17 protein-coding genes are annotated in these 19,512 nt (G+C 68.7%); 6 read left to right on the top strand and 11 right to left on the bottom strand.

All coding sequences use genetic code 11. From position 1 onward, the window contains the following. Window positions 1-182: 182 nt before the first annotated feature. Window positions 183-761: a superoxide dismutase [Fe] gene (sodB, locus tag M3A49_RS23100; RefSeq protein ID WP_028205300.1), complete on the top strand. Its 579-nt coding sequence runs from the start codon at window positions 183-185 to the stop codon at window positions 759-761. Window positions 762-854: 93 nt separating this feature from the next. Here sodB and M3A49_RS23095 read toward each other — a convergent pair whose 3' ends face one another. Beyond that, entirely contained in the window at window positions 855-1,430 is a 576-nt protein-coding gene (locus tag M3A49_RS23095) for an isochorismatase family protein (RefSeq protein ID WP_266231182.1), read from the bottom strand. A gap of 63 nt (window positions 1,431-1,493) precedes the next feature. On the opposite strand from M3A49_RS23095, the gene M3A49_RS23090 reads away from it, so the two are divergent. Then, window positions 1,494-2,144 (top strand): TetR/AcrR family transcriptional regulator, encoded by a 651-nt coding sequence (locus tag M3A49_RS23090; RefSeq protein ID WP_266231181.1) that lies wholly within the window; start codon window positions 1,494-1,496, stop codon window positions 2,142-2,144. Between the two features lie 25 nt (window positions 2,145-2,169). On the opposite strand, the gene clpP is transcribed toward M3A49_RS23090, so the two are convergent. Then, window positions 2,170-2,814, bottom strand: coding sequence for an ATP-dependent Clp endopeptidase proteolytic subunit ClpP (gene clpP, locus M3A49_RS23085; RefSeq protein WP_266231180.1), 645 nt, complete (start codon window positions 2,812-2,814; stop codon window positions 2,170-2,172). Between the two features lie 191 nt (window positions 2,815-3,005). Between clpP and M3A49_RS23080 the strand changes: the two genes are divergently transcribed. After that, the gene (locus M3A49_RS23080) at window positions 3,006-4,118 is read left to right on the top strand and encodes a sigma-70 family RNA polymerase sigma factor (RefSeq protein ID WP_266231179.1); all 1,113 of its coding nucleotides are present in this window, start codon (window positions 3,006-3,008) and stop codon (window positions 4,116-4,118) included. A 24-nt stretch (window positions 4,119-4,142) separates the two neighbouring features. Here the strand turns inward: M3A49_RS23080 and M3A49_RS23075 are convergent, their stop codons facing one another. The 3 genes from M3A49_RS23075 to M3A49_RS23065 all read right to left on the bottom strand — a co-directional run bounded on the left by M3A49_RS23075 (window position 4,143) and on the right by M3A49_RS23065 (window position 8,727). Then, window positions 4,143-5,414 (bottom strand): EAL domain-containing protein, encoded by a 1,272-nt coding sequence (locus M3A49_RS23075; RefSeq protein ID WP_254352122.1) that lies wholly within the window; start codon window positions 5,412-5,414, stop codon window positions 4,143-4,145. 292 nt (window positions 5,415-5,706) lie between these two features. After that, window positions 5,707-7,149: a multidrug transporter subunit MdtD gene (gene mdtD / locus M3A49_RS23070; protein WP_416338997.1), complete on the bottom strand. Its 1,443-nt coding sequence runs from the start codon at window positions 7,147-7,149 to the stop codon at window positions 5,707-5,709. Between the two features lie 129 nt (window positions 7,150-7,278). Further along, window positions 7,279-8,727 carry a PLP-dependent aminotransferase family protein gene (locus M3A49_RS23065; protein ID WP_266231177.1) on the bottom strand — a complete coding sequence of 483 codons (1,449 nt, stop codon included), beginning with the start codon at window positions 8,725-8,727 and terminating at the stop codon, window positions 7,279-7,281. A gap of 225 nt (window positions 8,728-8,952) precedes the next feature. Between M3A49_RS23065 and M3A49_RS23060 the strand changes: the two genes are divergently transcribed. Next, window positions 8,953-9,333, top strand: coding sequence for a DUF2917 domain-containing protein (locus tag M3A49_RS23060; protein ID WP_266231176.1), 381 nt, complete (start codon window positions 8,953-8,955; stop codon window positions 9,331-9,333). Between the two features lie 24 nt (window positions 9,334-9,357). Here M3A49_RS23060 and M3A49_RS23055 read toward each other — a convergent pair whose 3' ends face one another. Next, window positions 9,358-10,608 carry a citrate synthase family protein gene (locus tag M3A49_RS23055; protein WP_266231175.1) on the bottom strand — a complete coding sequence of 417 codons (1,251 nt, stop codon included), beginning with the start codon at window positions 10,606-10,608 and terminating at the stop codon, window positions 9,358-9,360. A gap of 143 nt (window positions 10,609-10,751) precedes the next feature. Here M3A49_RS23055 and M3A49_RS23050 point away from each other — a divergent pair, with 143 nt between their 5' ends. Next, window positions 10,752-12,173 carry a CoA transferase gene (locus tag M3A49_RS23050; RefSeq protein WP_266231174.1) on the top strand — a complete coding sequence of 474 codons (1,422 nt, stop codon included), beginning with the start codon at window positions 10,752-10,754 and terminating at the stop codon, window positions 12,171-12,173. 21 nt (window positions 12,174-12,194) lie between these two features. Here the strand turns inward: M3A49_RS23050 and M3A49_RS23045 are convergent, their stop codons facing one another. Continuing rightward, on the bottom strand, window positions 12,195-12,941 hold the full coding sequence (locus M3A49_RS23045) for a GntR family transcriptional regulator (protein WP_028205291.1): 747 nt from the start codon (window positions 12,939-12,941) through the stop codon (window positions 12,195-12,197). 158 nt (window positions 12,942-13,099) lie between these two features. Here M3A49_RS23045 and M3A49_RS23040 point away from each other — a divergent pair, with 158 nt between their 5' ends. Then, complete coding sequence (locus M3A49_RS23040; RefSeq protein ID WP_266231173.1) at window positions 13,100-13,945, top strand: aldo/keto reductase; 846 nt, start codon at window positions 13,100-13,102, stop codon at window positions 13,943-13,945. Between the two features lie 238 nt (window positions 13,946-14,183). Here M3A49_RS23040 and M3A49_RS23035 read toward each other — a convergent pair whose 3' ends face one another. The 4 genes from M3A49_RS23035 to M3A49_RS23020 all read right to left on the bottom strand — a co-directional run bounded on the left by M3A49_RS23035 (window position 14,184) and on the right by M3A49_RS23020 (window position 19,488). Continuing rightward, window positions 14,184-14,951 (bottom strand): hypothetical protein, encoded by a 768-nt coding sequence (locus M3A49_RS23035; protein ID WP_266231172.1) that lies wholly within the window; start codon window positions 14,949-14,951, stop codon window positions 14,184-14,186. 525 nt (window positions 14,952-15,476) lie between these two features. After that, the gene (locus M3A49_RS23030; protein WP_266231171.1) at window positions 15,477-17,573 is read right to left on the bottom strand and encodes an ABC transporter ATP-binding protein; all 2,097 of its coding nucleotides are present in this window, start codon (window positions 17,571-17,573) and stop codon (window positions 15,477-15,479) included. Beyond that, a complete protein-coding gene (locus M3A49_RS23025) occupies window positions 17,570-18,481 on the bottom strand; it encodes an ABC transporter permease (RefSeq protein ID WP_266231170.1) in 912 nt (303 codons plus the stop codon). Before M3A49_RS23025 ends, M3A49_RS23030 begins: the two co-directional genes overlap by 4 nt. A 5-nt stretch (window positions 18,482-18,486) precedes the next feature. Next, window positions 18,487-19,488 carry an ABC transporter permease gene (locus M3A49_RS23020; RefSeq protein ID WP_416338998.1) on the bottom strand — a complete coding sequence of 334 codons (1,002 nt, stop codon included), beginning with the start codon at window positions 19,486-19,488 and terminating at the stop codon, window positions 18,487-18,489. Window positions 19,489-19,512: the final 24 nt, after the last annotated feature.

Here is a 19,512-nt window from a genome sequence, read left to right as displayed (position 1 = left end):
CGTTGTTCGAGTGTCGTTGCATCGGCGAAAACCGCATAGCGGTTGATCCGGAATAGCCGCGCGCAAACGATATCCGGCATAAAGGCCGCTCGTTTGCGGGGTTATTCCAACTCGCCTACAATCGAGTGCTCCATGCCGGTTATCACGCAGAACTCCCCATAACACGACGAAGGAACCGCATCATGTCATTTACGCTCCCGCCGCTGCCGTTCGCGAAGAACGCCCTCGCTCCGCACATGTCGGAAGAGACGCTCGAGTTCCACTACGGCAAGCACCACCAGGCTTACGTCACGAATCTGAACAACCTGATTCCGGGCACCGAGTTCGAAAAGCTCTCGCTCGAAGAGATCGTCAAGAAGTCGTCGGGTGGCGTGTTCAACAACTCGGCGCAGATCTGGAATCACACGTTCTTCTGGAACAGCCTCTCGCCGCAAGGCGGCGGCGCACCGTCGGGCGCGCTCGGCGACGCGATCAACGCGAAGTGGGGCTCCTACGACGCGTTCAAGGAAGCCTTCACGAAGGCTGCCGTGGGCAACTTCGGTTCGGGCTGGACGTGGCTCGTGAAGAAGGCTGACGGCTCGCTCGACATCGTGTCGACCAGCAACGCCGCCACGCCGCTCACGACCGACGCCCGTGCGCTCCTCACGATCGACGTGTGGGAACACGCTTACTACATCGACTACCGCAACGCGCGTCCGAAGTTCGTCGAAGCGTTCTGGAACATCGTGAACTGGAACTTCGCAGCACAGAACTTCGCGTAATACGAAGCCCGGTTCTGTGCGCCGCACTGGCTGCGGCACATGCAAAAAGCCCTCGATGCGAATCGAGGGCTTTTTTGTTTTGCGCGAAGCGTTTTACACAAACGCGGCGATGGTTTCCTGCGTCGAGCGCACGTGGCCCATGTGGCGGAACAGCTTCTCGAACGAGAAGTGATGCATCTCTTCGTTCAGACCGGACGTGGCGTCTTCGACGAACACCAGCTTGAAGCCGAGATCGAACGCCGCGCGCGCGGTGGATTCGACGCCGAAGTTCGTGGCGATGCCGCCGATGACGATGGTGTCGATGCCGCGGCGGCGCAACTGCTGCTCGAGGTTGGTGCCGTAGAACGCGCCCCATTGGCGCTTCGCGACGATCACGTCCTCGGGTTGCGCGCCGATCTCGGGCACGAGTTCGGAGGCCTCGGCCGGTGCGCGCGGCGTGTCGGGCGTGCGGCCGGGCGCGTCGGCGGGCAGCGCGAGCAGTTCGTTCAGGAGCACGTGCACCCAGACGACGGTGCCCCCCTTGGCGCGCAGTGCGTCGGCGAGCGGTTTGGCGTTGGCCACCACCTGCGCGCCGCTATAGGGCGCGACCTGGCGGCCTACGATGCCGTGCTGAAGGTCGATCATCACGAGCGCCGTGGTGCGCGCGTTCAGTGAAAATGCTTGCGTCATGGTTCACCTATATGTGAGGATGGCTTCACATAATCATACGCGAATGTGAAGGAGGATTCAGATATGGCGGCAGACCCGCTCGCGCGCAAGGAGGCGCAAAAGGAAGCGGCACGCGAAAACGCCCGGCGCGTGCCGCGCCAGGAACGCGCGGCGCGCACGGTCGACGCGCTGCTCGAAGCCGCCGGCGAAGCCTTCGCCGAGCGCGGCTTCGAAGCGGCGACGATGACGCAGATCGCGCAGCAGGCGGGCGTTTCGGTGGGAGCGGCGTACCAGTATTTTCTGAACAAGGAGGCACTCGCCCTCGCATTGCGCAAGCGCTACGGTGACGAAATGGACGCGCGCTGGAGCGCGCTCATCGCCGCGCACGACGATGCAGGCAAGCTGCCGCTCGCGCAACTGGTCGAGCGTCTGTTCGACCTGATGGTCGCTCTGATGCACGACTATCCCGCGTATTTGCCCCTGCTTTCCGTGCCGCTCGGCTTCAAGCGCGATGCGGCCGTGCGCAATCTGCTGCGCCAGCGGTTCACGGCGCTCTTCCTGCGTTATCAGCCGGCGCTTGCGTCCGATGAGGCCTATCGCGTGGCCGAAGTCATGCTGCAGGTCATCAAGAGCCTTAACCCACTATACGCCGCGGCGAAGCCGAAGGAGCGCAAGCTGCTGGTCGCCGAGTACAAGGGCGTGCTGGCGGCGTGGCTCGCCGTGCGGCTCGCGTGAGCCCGCGAGCCGCAGACACCGCGCCTTAGCGCAGTAACGGGTCGCCGCGCGACTCGAGCACGCGGTCGATCAAGCCATACTCGGCCGCTGCCTGGGCCGACATGAAGTTGTCGCGGTCGCTGTCGTGTGCGATCTGCTCGATGCTGCGTCCGGTACGCGCGGCGAGCATCGCGTTCAGGCGCTCGCGCAGGTACAGGATCTCGCGCGCCTGCAGCTCGACATCGGCGGCGGTGCCCTGGCCGCCACCCGAAGGCTGATGGATCATGATGCGCGCGTTTGGTAGTGCGAAGCGTTTTCCATGCGCGCCCGCGGCGAGCAAAAACGACCCCATGCTGGCGGCGAAACCCGTGCACAGTGTCGAGACATCGGGCTTGATGAATTGCATCGTGTCGTAAATGGCGAGTCCGTCGTAGACCGAACCGCCCGGCGAGTTGATATAGAAGCTGATGTCCTTGTCCGCGTTTTCCGCTTCGAGAAAGAGCAGTTGCGCGACCACGAGGCTGGCGCTTTGCTCGGTCACCGGCCCGACGAGGAACACGATGCGCTCGCGCAGGAGGCGCGAGTAGATGTCGTAGGCGCGCTCGCCGCGCCCCGAGGTTTCGATCACGGTCGGGACGAGATTGAGCGCGCTCGGCGGCAATGCTGCATGATTCAGTGCGAAGGATGGCATGACTGGCCTCGTGTTTTTTCCGGTGACGGCGGTTGGCGTTGGCGGCGCGATTGCGCCGCTGCTGCCATGACGCCCGGCGCGGCCCGCGCGTGACGAGAATATTTTTGCGTGCGGCTGTCACGCCGGCCGTGCGCCGGACGTCATGAGGGAAACGGGCGGGAGCGAGCACGCATGGCGAAGGAGCGAAGCGAATGATGCAGGCGATCGACACAATCGAAGCGACGAGTCTGGAGGGTGCTGGGCGCAATGAGGCTGCGACCCCAGTGAGCGACGAAGCCGGGCCTGAGGCAGCGGCGTGGACCGACGCGCGCCGCGCCGCCGCCTTCGGCGAGGCGCGCGCTCGGCTCATTGCGCTGGCCGCACGCGTGCTGGGCAGCCGCGCGGAGGCCGAGGACGTCGTGCAGGACGCGTGGTTCCGCTGGCGCGACGCCGACGCACCGGCCTTGCGCGCACCGCAGGCGTGGCTCGCCACGGTCACCGTGCGCCTCGCGATCGACCGGCTGCGGCGCTTGCGTCGTGAGCATGCGGGCGAACACGAGGCCGCGTGGCTCGACGACGCGGCGCCCTCTGCGGAAGAAGCAGGCTTGCGCGCGCGGCGCTTCTCGGACGCGCTGCGGCTCCTGCTCGAGAGGCTGGGACCGCTCGAGCAGGCGGTGTTCGTGCTGCGCGAGGCCTTCGACTGCGACTACGCGCAGATCGGCGCGCTTACCGGCTGCACGAATGAGCATTGCCGGCAGATCGTGCGGCGTGCCCGCGTTCGGCTCGCCCGCGAGGCCGCGCCGCAGGCGGCGCCAGCCGACAAAGTGCAGCACGCGCGCACGGTCGAGCGTTTGCGCGACGTGCTGCACGCACAGGATCGCGTGGGATTGATGGATTTGCTCGGGGTGACGGCAAACGCGCTGGTCGCGGCGAGCGTGGCCGAAGCGGCTCACGGCCAGGCATCGCAAGAAGCGCCCGCCGCGCACGTTCTGCGCGCCGAAGCGCTGGCGCTGGACGGCGAGCCGGGCGTGGCGCTCGTCGCGCAGGACGGCGCGCTCGCCGCCTGGCTGCATGTGCGCGACGACCGCGACGGGCTGCCCGAGCCGGTTGTTTGCGTGGCGGCGATGGAAGAGGGGAGCTCGGGGCCGGCCAACCGGCTCCGGGCGGCGAACCGGGCTTTCGGCGGCGAGGCGGTGCGCAAGATGCTGGCCCGGCTCGCCTCGAGCGACGGCGCGGCGTGCGTGTCCACGCTCAGCGTCAGCGCTCGCGCGTCCACCACACACGGCTGCGCCACGCTGCTCACGCAGCCGCTCGTCCTCGCGTGAGCCTGGCGTCGGCCTGGACGGACGCTAGCCGCGCAGGGCGGCGTCCCAGTTGATATCGGCGCACAGCACCTGCACGCCGTGCTCCGTTTGCACGGCGACCGAGGCCGTGACGCACAGATGCGCCTCGTTGATCGACAGATAGGGCGGTGTGAACTGCACGCGGCCCGGCGCCTTCATGGCGCCGATGAAGTAAGGCCGCCGTTCCCAGCTTGCGCCCTCGGAATGCAGCAGCGGCCGGAAACGCTTGGCGCGCTGCGACGTGCGGCCGTCGGGCAGCACGTTGTCGCCGATCTGGCGGCCCGACGCGTCGAGCAGGAAGCAGCGCGCCGTGTCGTCGAGGCCGAGCAGCGGCAGCGTGGCGTCGCTCATGTTCGCGCCCTCGGCAAGCCGCTTCGCCGCCGCTTCGATGGCACTCACGTAAGGCGCGAGACGCGCCGACTGCGAACGCTCGCGGGCGGCCACGCGTTCGCGCAGGCGCGCCGAAAGATCGTCCATGAGCTGCGCGGCCTTGGCCGGCGGCACCGGCTCGACGTCGGGCCGCGCGAAATACGCGCCCTGCACGAAGTCGGCGTTGCTCTCCAGCGCGATCAGCGCGTCGCGCTCGGTCGAAAGTCCGCCCACGAGTACGAGCTGACCCGACTCGTGCAGCATCGAGACGAGCCCTGGCAGCACGCGCTCGATATGCGCGTGGCGGCTCGCCTGGGCGAGCAGGCTGCGGTCGAGCGTGACGATGTCGGGCCGCACCTGCCACACGCGGTCGATGTTCGAGTGCTTCGCGCCAAAGCCATCCAGCGCGATCACGAAGCCCGCCTTGCGCAATCCGTCGATGATTTCCGCGAAGCGCGAATTCTCGCCGCCCGCCTGTTCCGACACTTCCAGCACCACGCGCTGCGGCTGCAGACCGAGCGCCTTGAGGCCGGCGAGCAGGGCGTCGCCGTAGCTCGTGTCCATGAGCGCGGCCGGGTGCAGGCTCAGAAAGAGCCATTCGTCATGCGAATCGAACGCGTTGAAATTGCCCAGATGCAGCGATTCCGCGAGACGCCCCAGCTCGAGCAGGTCGCCGCGGCGCGCCGCCTGCGTGAACACCTCCTGCGACGGCGCCTGCTGGCCCTGCTCGTCGTGCGCGCGCAGCGACGCGTGATAGCCGATCGCGCGCCGGTGCGCGACCGAAAACACGGGCTGGAACACGCTGAAGACGGTGTAGCCGCCGTACAGCACGGTGCGGCGGGCGCCTTCTTCGCCGGCGATGGGGCGAGACTGGAAGCCGGGGGGATCGAGGTCGATCATGCTGGTCATTTTCGTTTCGAGGGCGCGCGGGACGGACGTGACGGGCGGGACGCGTGAGCGTCAAGTTTACAGGATAGGACAGCAAAAAGTATGCGAGTCCCAAGTCCCGTGGCAGTCGGCCCGTGCGATGGCGCACGCGCTATTTCGGGATGGCGTGCGGGTTGGTGCGCAAACCCGGCGCGAACCTGGGCGGCGCACGGCCACGAGGCGCGCCGCACCTTTGCGGTGCGCGCGCCGGTGGCGAGGATGCAAGCGCAACGACCGCTGCAGCGCCTGTGGCCCCGGCTTATCAGGTCCGCTGTCAGGTCCGCTCGGACGGATCGGTCTTCTTCGCGGTGCGGCGCAGGTCCGACGCGAGCTGCGCGAAGATCCACGACGAACCCGCCGTGATGATGCCCACGCAGATGAAGGTCGCGTGGAACGCCGGAATCACGTTCTCGCCCGTCTTGTGGCCCATGAAGCCCGTGAAGGTGGTGAGCAGCGCGCCCGCGACGGTCACGCCAAGGCTCATCGAGAGCATTTGCACGAGCGAGAAGAGGCTGTTGCCGCTGCTCGCGCCGCCCGTGCCGAGATCCTTGAGCGTGAGGGTGTTCATCGCCGTGAACTGCATCGAGTTCACGGCGCCGAAGATCGCCAGTTGTGCGATGCGCATCCACAGCGGCTCATTGGGCGTGGAAAGCGCGAAGCTCGCCATCATGAGCCCGACGAGCACCGTGTTCGAGACCAGCACGCTGCGGTAGCCATAGCGCATGATGAGAAACGTCACGAGGCGCTTGGAGAACATGCCCGCGGCGGCCGTGGGCAGCATCATGAGGCCGGCCTCGAAGGCCGTGTAGCCGAGCGCCACCTGAAGCAGCAGTGGAATCAGATACGGCATCGCGCCGCTGCCGATGCGCGCGAACAGATTGCCGAGCAGGCCCACGCTGAAGGTGTGGATCTTGAAGAGGTCGAGCGAAAAGATCGGCTGCGGTGTGCGCACCGCGTGCAGACCGTAGGCCACGAACGCGGCGAGCGAGAGGATGAAGAGCACGAGCACCGTGGCGTGCTGGATGCCGAACTCGCTGCGCCCGTCGAGCGCGAACGAAATCGCGAGCATGCCGATGACGAGCAGTAGGTAGCCCGGCAGGTCGAAGCGCGGCGTGTCGGGGTTGCGGCTGTCGGGCATGAAGATGAAGGTGGCGACGCAGCCCACCACGCCCACCGGCACATTGATGAGAAAGATCCAGTGCCACGAGGCGATCTGCACGAGCCAGCCGCCGAGCGTCGGGCCGATGAGCGGGCCGATCAGCCCCGGAATCGCCACGAACGAGAGCGCGGGCAGATAGCGTTCGGCGGGAAACGTGCGCAGCACGGCAAGCCGGCCGACCGGCAGCAGCATCGCGCCGCCCACACCCTGCGCGATGCGCGAGACCACCAACTGGTTCAGCGTATGCGAGCTCGCGCACAGGAGCGAGCCGACCGTGAACACGAAGATCGCGCCGAGGAACACGCGCCGCGTGCCGAGCTTGTCCGCGAGCCAGCCCGATACGGGGATCATCACCGCCATCGTGAGCGAATACGCGATCACGACTGATTGCATGCGCAACGGTAGTTCGCCAAGACTCCTCGCCATTGCCGGCAACGCCGTGTTGACGATGGTCGAATCGAGGGTCTGCATGAAGAAGCCGGTGGCGACGAGCCACAGCATCACGGACAGCGAGCGGGGCGACGGAGTGGTGCTGGACGCAGCGATGGATTCGGACATGGGCGAGGAGAGGGGCGCGCAGGCAAGCGCCATTGTAGGGAAAACGGCGTGCGCACGCAGACGGCCGGGCCCGCTGCCGCAAATGTGGCGTAGGCGGTGTGAGCGCCGGGGCGTGCGGCGCCTGCGCGGTTATCCGCCGAGACGCGCCGCGGCCGCGAAGAAGGCCTGGGCGCGCGGGTCGAGCGTGAGCGCCACGTTGATGCGGATCCACGGGCTCGGCTCGCCTTGCGGGCGGAAGTGGCTGCCCGGCGAGACCGCCACGCCGAGCGGCTCGCCGCAGGCTGCGAGGCGGGTGGAATCCTCCACGTGCGGTACGCGCGCCCAGACGAACTTGCCGCCCGTTTGCGCATAGCCGCGCGCCGCCGTGGTCGATGACGACGACGCAGCGCCGCCGAACAGCTCCCACCCATGCGCTTCGAGCGTGCGCGTGGCCGACCCTTGCGCCTCGGCGATGCGCCGGCGCAGCCGTTCGAGATATTTGCGGTACGCGCCGCGCTCGAGCAGCGTGGCGGCCACGGCCTGCGTGAAGCGCGAGCCGCTGATGGAGGTGAGCGCCTTGATGGCCGCGAGATCGCGCACGATCGCCGGGTTGGCCACCACGTAGCCCACGCGCAGCGCCGAGGAGAGCGTCTTCGAGAGGCCGCCCACGTACACGACGTGCTCGAACTGGTCGAGCGCCGCGAGGCGGTCGGTGGGATCGGCCTGGAAGTCGGCGTAGATGTCGTCCTCGACGATCGTGAAGCGGTGCACGCGCGCGAGCTGCAGCAAGCGGAACGCGACCGGCGGCGAGATCGTCGAGCCGGTCGGGTTGTGGAACACCGTGTTGACGAAGAACGCGCGCGGATGGTGCTCGGCGAGCATCGCGTGCAAATGGTCGAGATCGGGCCCGCTCGCCGTGCGGCGGATGCCCACGAGGCGCACGCCGTGCAGTTTGAGCAGACCGTACAGGTTGTAGTAGCCGGGGTCTTCGACGAATACCGTGTCGCCGGGCTTGAGCATGTAGCGCATGAGCAGGTCGAGGCCTTCGCTCGCGCCTTCGGTAATGAGGATCTGCTGCGTCTCGGCGACGATGCCGAGCGGCGCGAGCCGGTTGCGCAAATGCTCGCGCAGCGTAGCGTCGCCCGTTGGTGTGCCGTAGTCGACGAGGCTCGCGGGGTCGCTGCGCGACACATGGCGGATCGCCTGGCCGAGCGCGTCGATGTCGCGCCACGCCTGCGGGATCGAGCCGCTGTCGAGCTGCAGCAGTTCGCCCGCGCGTTCGAGCTGGCTGAGCAGGTGGCCCGATTCGTCGGCGGCGTTCGAGAGGTCGCAGGTGCCCATGCCGGAGAGTCCCGCGCGCGCGTGCTCGCTCACGTAGAAGCCCGAGCCGTGGCGCGAGTCGAGATAGCCGAGCGAGACGAGCCGGTCATAGGCTTCGATCACGGGAAAGCGGCTGATGGCGTAGTCGGCGGCGAACTGGCGGATGGACGGCAGTCGGGAGCCCGGGTGCGCAGCGCGCGAGCGGATCCACGTCTGCACGCCGGTGACGATCTGCTCGGTGAGCGGCACATCGCTCGCGCGGTCGAGTTCGAGTTTCATCTGGGTCTCGCTGGGTATGCCGCTGCAGGCTGCGGTTCAAAACCGTGGTCACTGTTCGGTTTTTTGGCTGCACAGTTCCAGATGAACTGTTCGGAACTGTACATGGGATCGTGCGTTACAGATCGCAATAATGCTCCTACCGGGAAGGCACTTCAAGTCCTTATCAGTCAGCCTTCCGGTGGCCGTCCGAGGGTGATCGGCGGCCGGTCTGCAAGGAGCACGGCAATGCGCGAAATCCGAATCTTCGAACTGGAACATGGCGAGCCCGTCGAAACCTGGCGGCTCGCGCAGGCAATGCAATTGCATGTGAGCGAAGGCGAACTGTGGCTCACGATCGCGGGCGACGCCGGCGATTACTGGCTGCGCGCCGGTGAGTCGATCGGGCTCGCAGCGGGCGTGCGCGTGCACGTGAGCGCAGGCCGCGAAGGTGCTCGTTTCGTGCTGGCGCTGGGCGGCGCAAGCGCCGATGCGCCAGCGTGGACGGTGGCGCCGGTCGACGTGGAACGCGTGCGCGCGGCGGGTGCGAGCGGTGTTGCGGCGCGTATCGGCGAGGCGTTGCGCGACTGGGTGCAGCGCGGGCAATGGGGTGTCCGGGCGGCGGGTTGAGCCGGGTTGACCTCGTTGCTTGTGCTACGCGATATGCCGGGCGGCATGCGGCGTATCGCCTGCCATTTCCCCCACGTAGCGTGCGCGCGGACGGATCAGCCGGCCGTCGGCGGTTTGTTCGAGCGCATGCGCGATCCAGCCCGTCACGCGGCCCGCGGCGAATAGCGTGAACGCCGCGCCGCGCGGCAGCCCCAGCACGCGCTCGATGGCCGCGAGCGCGTAGTCGAGCGTCGGCCGCGCGCCGCTCGTCTCGGCCACGGCGTGGGCGAGCGCGTCGACTTCGTCCATCGGCGAGCGCGCCGGCGCGCGTTGTGCGAGCAGGTCCAGCAACAGGCGCGCGCGTGGGTCGCCATCGGGATAGAGCGGGTGGCCGAAGCCGGAGAGCGGCACGGCCGCGCCGAGTTCGTCGCGCGCGAGACGGTCGGCAAGATAGCGATGCAGGTCGTCGGCGCGCGCGGCTTCCTCGAAGAGCGCAGCCACGCGCGTGGTCTCGCCGCCGTGGCGCGGCCCGGCCAGCGCGGCGAGGCCGCCCGTCGCCGCGCCGAACAGATGTGTGCCGGTGGAGGTGATGCAGCGCACCGTGAACGTCGAGGCGTTCAGCTCGTGGTCCGCGCACAGCACGAGCGCGGCGCGCAGCAGGTCGGTTTGCGCGCGCGAGCGCACGCCCCACGCCTCGCCTAGGTGGCGGTGCAGCGGCTCGTTCGACGGCGCGGTGGAAACGAGCGCCGCCGCGAGCAGGCGCATGAGCATCGCACCGGTGTCGATTTGCGCGTCGCGGCCCTGCGCCCAGATGCGCGGCATTTGCGCGGCGGCGGCGGGCAACAGCACGAGTGCGCGTTCGAGCGGCGTGTGCCCGGTCCAGATCTTCAGCCATGCCGACCATTGCGCGGCCGCGATGGGCGCCTCGGGCGCCTGCAGCACGCGGCGCGGCGCGCATTGCCAGAGCAGCGCCGCGACCTCTTCGAGCGAGGCCTGACGCGCAAGCGCGATGGCGTCCTCGCCGCGATAAAAGAGCTTGCCGTCGGCGATCAGCGTGATCGACGATTCGAGCACGGGCACGCCCCAGTCGAGCACCTTCTGCGCGACCTTGCCCGCGCGCTTGCCGTCGGCCTTGCGGCGCGCGAGGCGGCGCACTTCGGCGGCGTCGTAGCGGTTGTGGCGGCCATGGGGCGACGGCGCCGAGGCGATGAGTCCACGGCTCACATAGGCGTAGAGCGTGGCGCGGCTGATGCCGAGTTCGGCGGCGGCTTGATCCGCGGTCATATAGCTGGACATGGTGGCTCGCCTCCTGGAACCGGAGAAATCAATCTATGTTGATCATGATAATCAAGATTGATCCGGGATTCGAGCGGCGCGACGATGCGTGACATGACTTCGGCTCGTTTTTTTTCGTTTCCCTCGCAAAAGGACTTCACGCCATGACGCCACGCGACGCGCTTGACCACCTCTGGATGCTGGCGGGCTGCGAGCCGTCCGCGCTCGACTGGCTCGACATGGCAGGCGTCGATCCGGGCCTGCCCTCGATCTTTCGCGTGGGCGCCCTCGCGGCGGCGAGCATTGGCGCGGCGGGGCTCGCCGCCGCGCAACTGCACGCGCTGCGCACGGGCCGGATGCAGCGCGTGGCGATCGACGTGCGCCGCGCGCTCGCCGCGTTTCGCAGCGAGCGCTATTTGAGCGTGGACGGCAAGCCGCCCACGGAGCTGCGTCATCCGGTGACGGGTCACTTCCCGACTGGCGATGGCCGCTGGGTCCAGCTCCACGCGAACTTCCCGCATCACCTCGCGGGCATTCTGCGCGTGCTCCAATGCGCGGACGACCGCGACGCCGTGGCGCGCGCGATCCTTGGCTGGGAAGGCGCGGCGCTCGACGACGCGCTCGCGCAAGCGGGCCTGTGCGCCGCGCTCGTGCGCGCGCCGCGCGAATGGGCCGCGCACGAGCAGGCGAAGGCGGTGGCGAGCCTGCCGCTCTTCGAGATCGAGCGCATCGGCGACGCGCCCGCCGAGGCGCCGCGAGCGGACGCCGGGGCGCGTCCATTGGAAGGCGTGCGCGTGCTCGACCTCACGCGCATCATCGCGGGGCCGGTGGCGGGGCGCACGCTCGGACAGCATGGCGCGGACGTGCTGCTCATCAACGGCCCGCATCTGCCGAACATTACGCCGCTCGTGATCGACAACGGCCGCAGCAAGCGCTCGGCCACGCTCGACCTGCGTGACGCAGCCGCGTGCGAGCAGTTGCGTGCACTCGCGCACGATACCGACGTGTTCGTGCAAGGCTACCGGCCGGGCGCGCTCGCCGCACGCGGGTTCGCGCCCGAAGCGCTCGCACAGGTGCGGCCCGGCATCGTGTGCGTGTCGATCAGCGCGTATGGGCACCGTGGGCCGTGGCGCGAGCGGCGCGGCTTCGACAGCCTCGTGCAGTCGGCGAGCGGCATCGTGTGGGCCGAGAGCGTCGCCGCAGCAAGACATGGCAAAGCAGGCGCGCAGCCGTTCACCGCTGCCCGCCCGCTGCCCTGCCAGGCGCTCGATCACGCCACGGGCTATCTCGCCGCGTTCGGCGCGATGGTGGCGCTCGCGCGGCGCATGCGCGAAGGCGGCAGCTGGCACGTGCGCCTTTCGCTCGCGCAAACGGGCCGCTGGCTGCAAACGATGGGCACGCTCGAAGACGGCCAGCAGGCGCCCGAGGTGGGCGCCGCCGATCTCGCCGATTGTCTGGAGGCAATGGCTTCGCCGTTCGGACGCCTGCGCGCCGTCGCGCCCGCCGAGCGGCTCGAACTCACGCCTGCGTTTCATGCGCGGCCGCCGATGCCGATCGGCAGCGATGCGCCGGCATGGAACGACTAGGCCCCGTCGTGCTTTCGCGAGCTACTTGCGCAGTTCCGCGACGAAATCGTAATAATCGTTGCGACAGTAGGTATCGGTGAGTTCGATGGCGCGCTGATCGGCGGTATAGCCCACACGCGTGATGAGCAGCAGCGCCTCGTTGGGCGCGATGCTCATTTGCCGCGCGATTTCGTCGCTCGCGTTCACCGCACGAAAGTGTTGCAGTGCGCGCACGATCGAAAGCCCGCGCTGTTCGAGAAAGCTATAGAGCGAGTCACCGATCGCGCTGGGGTCGGGAATCAGCGCGGCGGGGAACGTGGAGTTCTCGACGGCCATGACGATGCCGTCGGCCAGACGCAGGCGCTTCAGGCGCGTGACGGCCGCCGCCGGCGAGAGCCCGAGCTGGATCACTTCGTCGCGGCTCGCGGGCTGGATTTCGCGCGAGAGCCAGCGCGAGCTTGGCGTGAAGCCGCGCTGGCGCAGCATCTCGCTGAAGCTCGTGAGGCGCGAGAGCGGGTCTTCGATGCGCGGCGTGATGAAGCTACCTGCGCCTTGCGTGCGGCGAATCAGGCCCTGCTCGACGAGCAGCGCGATCGCCTTGCGCGCCGTGATGCGCGAAACGCCGAGCGACTCCGCGAGGACGCGCTCCGAAGGCAGGGCTTCGCCCGCGTTCCAGCGATTGTCGTGAATGGCAAGGCTCAGCTTGCGCGCGAGCTGCAAATAGAGCGGCGTGTCGTTGTCCGGGTCCGGGCGCAGGTCGCGCCAGCGGTCTTCCGTGGGTGCGTTCATGGGAGGCAGGCATGAAAGGCGAACGGCAATTTTATGTCATCGGTGTCCAATCGCGGAAATGAACGGCTTGCGAGAGTGCGTATGACCGCATTGCGCGCGAGGCGATACACTGGCCGTTCTTTGCCAGTCAGCGCCGTTGCAGCGCGCAAAGGGAGATCATGACGACCGATATCGCAAGCGTCGCATTGCCGGACGGCGAACGCATTCCGAAGCTCGGGCAGGGCACATGGGAAATGGGCGAGCGCAGCGCGCATCGCGCGGCGGAAATCGCCGCGCTGCGCGAAGGCGTGGCGCTCGGCATGACGCTCATCGACACCGCCGAGATGTACGGCGACGGCGCGACCGAGCGCCTCGTCGGCGAGGCCTTGCAGGGCTTGCGCGACGAGGTGTTTCTCGTGAGCAAGGTGTACCCGCACAACGCGAGCCGCAGCGGCGTCGCGCGCGCGTGCGAGGCGAGCCTGAAACGCCTCGGCACCGACCGGCTCGATCTCTATCTGCTGCATTGGCGCGGCGGGGTGCCGCTCGAAGAGACGGTCGAGGGGTTCGAAGCGCTCGTGCGCGCGGGCAAGATCCGTCACTGGGGCGTGAGCAACTTCGATGCCGACGATATGGAGGAACTGGTCGCCACGCCCGGCGGCGACGGGTGCGCGATCAACCAGATTCTCTACAACATCGCGCGGCGCGGCGCGGAATTCGACCTGCTGCCGTGGAGCGCCGCGCGTCGCATGCCGCTGATGGCGTATAGCCCCGTCGATCACGCGCGCTTGCCGAGGCGCTCGCCGCTCGACGACATCGCTCACGCACACGGGGTCTCGGTCTATCGCGTGGCGATGGCGTGGGTGCTGGGTCAAACCGGGGTCTGCGCGATTCCGAAGGCCGCTCGCGTGGAGCACGTGCGCGACAACCGCGCGGCGCTCGATCTCGTGCTCGGCGCTGAAGAGCACGCGGCGCTCGACGCGTATTTCAGGCCGCCGCGTGCCAAGCGTCCGCTGGAGATGCTGTAGGGCGCGAGTGGGGTACGCGCCCGACGCACGCGGTCATGGTCTGCGTCGGCGTATTGCGAGCAGACAGGCGGTGTGGCCGCCTGGGAGCGCCACGCGCATCGCGTATCCGGCGACCGGCCCACGGCGGCGGTGCCCGGCCGGGGGACCGGGACGCCGCCGCCGACGCCAGGACTGGCGCGCCTGGCCGTCGCGCCAGATCGGAGTGGCTGCAGCGGTCTGCCTGCACCGCCGTACAGGTTCAATGACCGCTGCCATGGCCGCCACCGTGTCCGCCGCCGTACCCGCCGCCCGGGCCGCCCGACGGTCCACCTTTGCCGAATCCACCACCGAATCCGCCAAAACCCCCGCCAAAGCCGCCGCCGAATCCGCCTGCGGGGCCGCCCGAAGGGCCGCTTGCCGATCCGCCGTGACTGCCGCAGCCACAGCCGCCTGAACTGCCGCCGCCATTGTTGCCGCCATTGTTGCCGCCGCCGCTGCCTTTCCCACTGCCGCCTTTCCCGCCGCCGGAGTTGCTGGAACCGCCTCCCGAACCGCTCGGTCCCGTCCCTCCTACGCCAGAACTGCCGCTGCGGCCAAGCCCTCCCGTGCTGGCCGTCGCGGCGCCGGTACCGCCGCCGCTGCTGCCGTTGCTGCCGCTCGATGAACCCGAGCCGCCATGGCCGCCGCCGTTGCCCCGGAAACACGCGCTACCCGTACGGCTAATGCAATCGTTCGGTGCGAACACCGTAGAAACGTCGCTCGCCAGCGTAGCCGAATCGGACTCCGAATCAGTTTTCGACGGGACGCCGGCGGCAGGCGAATTCGCAGCAACCGGCGCGCTAAAAGCCCCGAAGCCTTCGGCTCCGCTCGCCGGCAAAGGTGCATCGGCGAGCAGGATCACCGGATTGATGACATCGCCTGCGGCGTGCGCAGAGATCGCAGGAAACCAAACGCCCGCGCCCACCGCGCACATGCCTGCTCCCCGTCTTATCCAATAGCAGTACTGATGAATGTTAGTCTTCTTCATCTTGTTCTCCCCGCAAGGCGGCAGCGTGATGCGCTGTCGTCTCCCAAGCCCCCGTGCAGGCTGCACGCCTTGTGCGCGTGCGCCGACTCCATCAGGCTCGCAACCCCGCTTCACGCCGGCGTATTGGGTTCGATCCGGCTGGAGCGGTACTCGCCAAACACAAGGCACCCGGTCAGGCCGCGCGCAGGACTACTTGTGGATTGCCGCAACCCAAGGCGTGGGACGGCAGATTACAAGCGCGTCGAGCGGCCGGTCATCCGTGTGCCCGGTGCGACGCCCCGCGCGTGTCGGGGCGGATTGCACTGGATTGCAGCGGCCGGATGCCTGGTGCCGATGTAGCCAGTTTTGTGCCATCGGCTGGGGAGGGGCGTGCGGGGTGGACTTGACAATTGATATGTCGCCCGCGTGGCAGAAAAAACGTGGAAAACGTTACGGCGATGAAACGCGCGCCCTGAATGGCGCGATTCGCGTTGCGAAAGCGGACAGCGCAACGAAGCGGGGGGCGATATGAGCGCCATCGCACCGTCAGGTCGCCGCTTGGGTGTCTGTGGTGGCGCTCTGTTGTGCGCGCAATTCGTCTACGGGAATGTGGCAGAGAATGCGATGGCCGCCGCCCGCGTCGGTAAGCGGTGGGGGCGCTTCGTCGCAAATGGCGCCGAGCTTGCGCGGGCAGTGCGCGCTGAAAATGCAGCCGCGCCCCGCGGCCGTCGCACCGTTGGCCGTTGCCGCGCCGAGCGCACGCGCGGCCAGCAGCGTTTCTGTATACGGATGCCAGGGGCCGTCGAACACTGCACCGGCCGGGCCACTCTCCACGACGCGGCCCGCGTAGAGCACGACGATGCGATCGGCGAGATAGCGCACGACGTCGAGGTCGTGCGAAATGAACAGGTAGCTCACGCCGCGTTCGCGCTGCAGGCGTGCGAGCAGGTTGAGAATCGCGGCCTGCACGGAGACGTCGAGCGCCGAGGTGGGCTCGTCGCAGATCACGATGCGCGGCTCGCCCGCGAACGCCTGGGCGATCGCCACGCGCTGCTTGAGGCCGCCCGAAAGTTGCCGCGCGCGCGCCGCGAGATAGCGCGCCGGCACGCGCACGGCTTCGAGCAGTCCCGCGATGCGCGAGTCGTCTGAGGCTTGGTGAGTCGTCGACGCGTCGTCGCGCGGCCGGGAGAGCGCGCGCTCGATCAAGCGTTTCACGGGCAGCGCGCGATTGAGCGAGGCGTCCGGATGCTGGAACACGACGCGCAGCGCCGCGCGCTCGCCGGCACGGCGCCGCGCGACGTGGGCATGCACGCGCTTGCCGTCGAGCTCGACGGCGCCGCCCGCATCGGGCGCGTGCAGGCCGAGCAGCATGCGCGCGAGTGTCGTCTTGCCGCTGCCCGATTCGCCCACAAGGCCGAGCGTCTCGCCCGCATGCAGCTCGATCGAAACGCCGTCGAGTGCGCGCACGGCTTGCGCGCCGTGTCCGAAGGTGCGCGAGACTTCGAGCGCGCGCAATACGACGCGCGGTTCGGCTTCGCCATTCGAAGGGCCATCGCTCGAGGTCTGCGAACCGTCGCCGCCTCCGATCAGATTCCCGAACGGCAATTCCATCGCGCGTTCGTGATAGTGGCAGCGCGACATCTGCTCGCCGTGCGGCGAGGTCATGCGATGCGGCGGTGGCGCTTCCACGCGGCAACGTGCGTCGGCTAAGCGACAGCGCGGTGCGTAGATGCAGCCGGGCGCACTGACGCCAGGCGCCGGCAACTCGCCCGGTATCGTGTCGAGCGCGCCCGCATGCTTGTTGCGCCCCTGCGCCGGCAGGCAGCGCAGCAGGCCGACCGTGTACGGATGCCGTGCCCGCTCGAACACGTCGCGCGTGGCGCCTTCCTCCACGAGCCGTCCCGCGTAGAGCACGCCCACGCGCTCGCACATGCGCCCGATCACCGCGAGGTCGTGGCTGATGAGCAGCACCGCCATGCCCAGCTCCGCACGCAGCTTCGCGATGAGGTCGAGCACCTCGGCCTCGACGGTGGCGTCGAGGCCCGTGGTCGGCTCGTCGAGAATCAGGAGCGCGGGGTTCGACGCGAGCGCCATCGCGATCACGACGCGCTGCTGCATGCCGCCCGAGAGCTGATGCGGATAGCTCGCCAGCACGCGGCCCGGATCGGCAATGCGCACGCGTTCGAGCATCGCGTGCGAGCGCGAGCGGGCCACGCTCGCGTCGGCGCCCGCGGCTTCGAACGCTTCGTTCAGCTGGCGGGCAATCGTGAGCGTCGGGTTGAGCGCGCTGGCGGGGTCCTGATAGACCATCGAAACGGCGTTGGCGCGCAGCGTGCGCAGGCCGTCGGCGTCAAGCGCGAGCACATCGTCGCCCGCAATCGCGATGCGCCCGGCCTTCGCGCGCCCGTTGCGCGGGAGATAGCGCAGTGCGGCGAGCGCGACCGTCGACTTGCCGCAGCCCGATTCACCTACGAGACCATACGCTTCGCCACGCCGGATGCGCAGCGAGACGTCGGTGAGCACGTCGCGGTCGCGCCCGCGCACGCGGTAAGCGACAGTGAGGCCGACGAGCGCGAGCGCGTCGTCGTCGCGCGGCGCGCTGAAGGTGGCGAGAGCGGGGCGTGAAGAAACGGGGCGGTTCACGATTGGAGCACCTCGCGCAGGCTGTCGGCGATCAGGTTCACGGCCACCACGAGCGAGGCGATGGCGAGCGCGTCGAATGCCACGGTCCACCATGCGCCGCCCGCGAGCAGCGTGTACGACTCGGCGAGCGCGAGCCCCCAGTCGGCGGACGGTGGCTGGATGCCGAAGCCGAGGAACGAGAGCGTCGCCACCGCGAAGATCGCATAGCCGAGGCGCACCGTCGCCTCGACGACGATGGGCGGCCATACGTTCGGCAGGATCTCCGTGAACATCACGGCGAACGCATTCGCGCCGCGCAAGCGAGCCGCCGCCACGTAGTCGAGATGGCGTTCGGCGAGCACCGCCGCGCGCACCGTGCGCGCGACGAGCGGCGCAAACGTAATGCCGATCACGAGCACTACGGCGAGATTCGAGGCACCCACGGCCGCGAGCACGAGCAGCGCGACGATCACGAGCGGCAGCGCGAGCACGGCGTCGAGCGTGCGCGCGACGAGCGTGCCTAATGCGCCTTCGAAATAACCCGTGACGAGCCCGAGCGCCGCGCCCGCGAGCGTGCCGACGAGCGTGGCGAGCGGCGCGATCGTGAGAATGTCGCGCGCACCCACGATCACGCGCGAGCAGATGTCGCGGCCGAGCTGATCGGTGCCGCACCATTGCGTAGGGTCCGGCGGCAGGAGCGAGCTGAGCGGATCGGACGCATAGGCGTCGTGCGGCGCGAACCACTGGCCCGCGAGTGCGCAGACGATCCACCATACGAGGATCAGCGCACCCGCGACGAAAGAGGGCGAGCGCAGCAGCAGATACAGCGTGTCGCGCAAACGCGTGTCGGCAAGCGCCTCTTCGCCAGGTTCGCCCGGTGGATGGGCATCAGGCGGTTCGCCGCCCGGGGAAATAGCTTCGGATGCCATATCGTTCATGCGCCTCCCGGCGCGCGCAGGCGCGGGTCGAGCAACGCGTGGAGGGCGTCGGCGGCCAGATTGGCAAGTGTGTAGACCGCGCCCACCGCGAGCACGCCCGCTTCGAGCAACGGGAAGTCCTTGGCCTTCGCGGCGTTGAAGATGAGAGAGCCTACGCCCGGATAGCGGAACAGCGATTCGACCACGACGAGCCCGCCGATCAGATAGCCGAGCTGCGTGGCCGCCACCGTCACGCTGGGCAGCAGCGCATTGCGCAGCACGTGCCGCACGATCACGACGTGGCTCGGCAGCCCCTTGAGAATCGCGGTGCGCGTGTAGTCGGCGTCAAGCGCCGTGATGGTGCCCGCGCGCGCAATGCGCGCGAGATAGCCGAAGAACACGAGCACGAGCGGCAGCACGGGCAGCACGAGATGCCGCAATTGTTCGAGCACGCCCGCGCCGCTGGGCGCGGTGGCCTCGATGGGCAGCCAGCGCAGCCATACGCCGAAGATGAGAATCAGCACGATCGACGAGACGAACTCCGGCACGGCGCTCGCGCACAGGCCGCCCGTGCTGATCGCGCGGTCGATCAGGCGGCCTTCGTGGAGCGCCGCCCATACGCCGCCCGCAATGCCGAGCGGCACCACCACCACGAACGCGAGCAGGCCGAGCCTGGCCGACTGCAGGAGCGCGTCGCCCACGAACGGCGCGACGGGCTGCTTGTAGCTCCACGACATGCCGAAGTCGCCGCGCAGCGCATGGGTGATCCACGAAACGTACTGGTCGAGCACCGGCCGGTCCGCGCCCAGCGCGTGATTGAGCGCGGCTACGGCGCGCGCGTCGGCGAGCGGACCCAGCACGGCGCGGCCGATGTCGCCGGGCAGCAGCTGGCCACCCGCGAACACGAGCACCGAAAGCAGCCAGAGCGTGAAAATCGCCCAGGCGGCGCGCCGGCCGAGAAAGCGCGCGACGCCCGCGCGCGGGGCGAATGCGCGCGCGGTGCCGGCCGGATTCGGCATGGGCGGGAGCGGAGTAGCCATCGG

Origin of the sequence: Paraburkholderia sp. CNPSo 3076, assembly GCF_026343935.1 — a bacterium.
Taxonomy (GTDB): domain Bacteria; phylum Pseudomonadota; class Gammaproteobacteria; order Burkholderiales; family Burkholderiaceae; genus Paraburkholderia; species Paraburkholderia nodosa.
This window is presented reverse-complemented; position numbering and strand designations above follow the sequence as displayed.

Bases quoted from the DNA above. Each gene is read 5' to 3' on its own strand.
- sodB (WP_028205300.1), top strand. From the start codon at position 183: ATGTCATTTACGCTCCCGCCGCTGCCGTTCGCGAAGAACGCCCTCGCT.
- M3A49_RS23095 (WP_266231182.1), bottom strand. From the start codon at position 1,430: ATGACGCAAGCATTTTCACTGAACGCGCGCACCACGGCGCTCGTGATG.
- M3A49_RS23090 (WP_266231181.1), top strand. From the start codon at position 1,494: ATGGCGGCAGACCCGCTCGCGCGCAAGGAGGCGCAAAAGGAAGCGGCA.
- clpP (WP_266231180.1), bottom strand. From the start codon at position 2,814: ATGCCATCCTTCGCACTGAATCATGCAGCATTGCCGCCGAGCGCGCTC.
- M3A49_RS23080 (WP_266231179.1), top strand. From the start codon at position 3,006: ATGATGCAGGCGATCGACACAATCGAAGCGACGAGTCTGGAGGGTGCT.
- M3A49_RS23075 (WP_254352122.1), bottom strand. From the start codon at position 5,414: ATGACCAGCATGATCGACCTCGATCCCCCCGGCTTCCAGTCTCGCCCC.
- mdtD (WP_416338997.1), bottom strand. From the start codon at position 7,149: ATGTCCGAATCCATCGCTGCGTCCAGCACCACTCCGTCGCCCCGCTCG.
- M3A49_RS23065 (WP_266231177.1), bottom strand. From the start codon at position 8,727: ATGAAACTCGAACTCGACCGCGCGAGCGATGTGCCGCTCACCGAGCAG.
- M3A49_RS23060 (WP_266231176.1), top strand. From the start codon at position 8,953: ATGCGCGAAATCCGAATCTTCGAACTGGAACATGGCGAGCCCGTCGAA.
- M3A49_RS23055 (WP_266231175.1), bottom strand. From the start codon at position 10,608: ATGTCCAGCTATATGACCGCGGATCAAGCCGCCGCCGAACTCGGCATC.
- M3A49_RS23050 (WP_266231174.1), top strand. From the start codon at position 10,752: ATGACGCCACGCGACGCGCTTGACCACCTCTGGATGCTGGCGGGCTGC.
- M3A49_RS23045 (WP_028205291.1), bottom strand. From the start codon at position 12,941: ATGAACGCACCCACGGAAGACCGCTGGCGCGACCTGCGCCCGGACCCG.
- M3A49_RS23040 (WP_266231173.1), top strand. From the start codon at position 13,100: ATGACGACCGATATCGCAAGCGTCGCATTGCCGGACGGCGAACGCATT.
- M3A49_RS23035 (WP_266231172.1), bottom strand. From the start codon at position 14,951: ATGAAGAAGACTAACATTCATCAGTACTGCTATTGGATAAGACGGGGA.
- M3A49_RS23025 (WP_266231170.1), bottom strand. From the start codon at position 18,481: ATGGCATCCGAAGCTATTTCCCCGGGCGGCGAACCGCCTGATGCCCAT.
- M3A49_RS23020 (WP_416338998.1), bottom strand. From the start codon at position 19,488: ATGCCGAATCCGGCCGGCACCGCGCGCGCATTCGCCCCGCGCGCGGGC.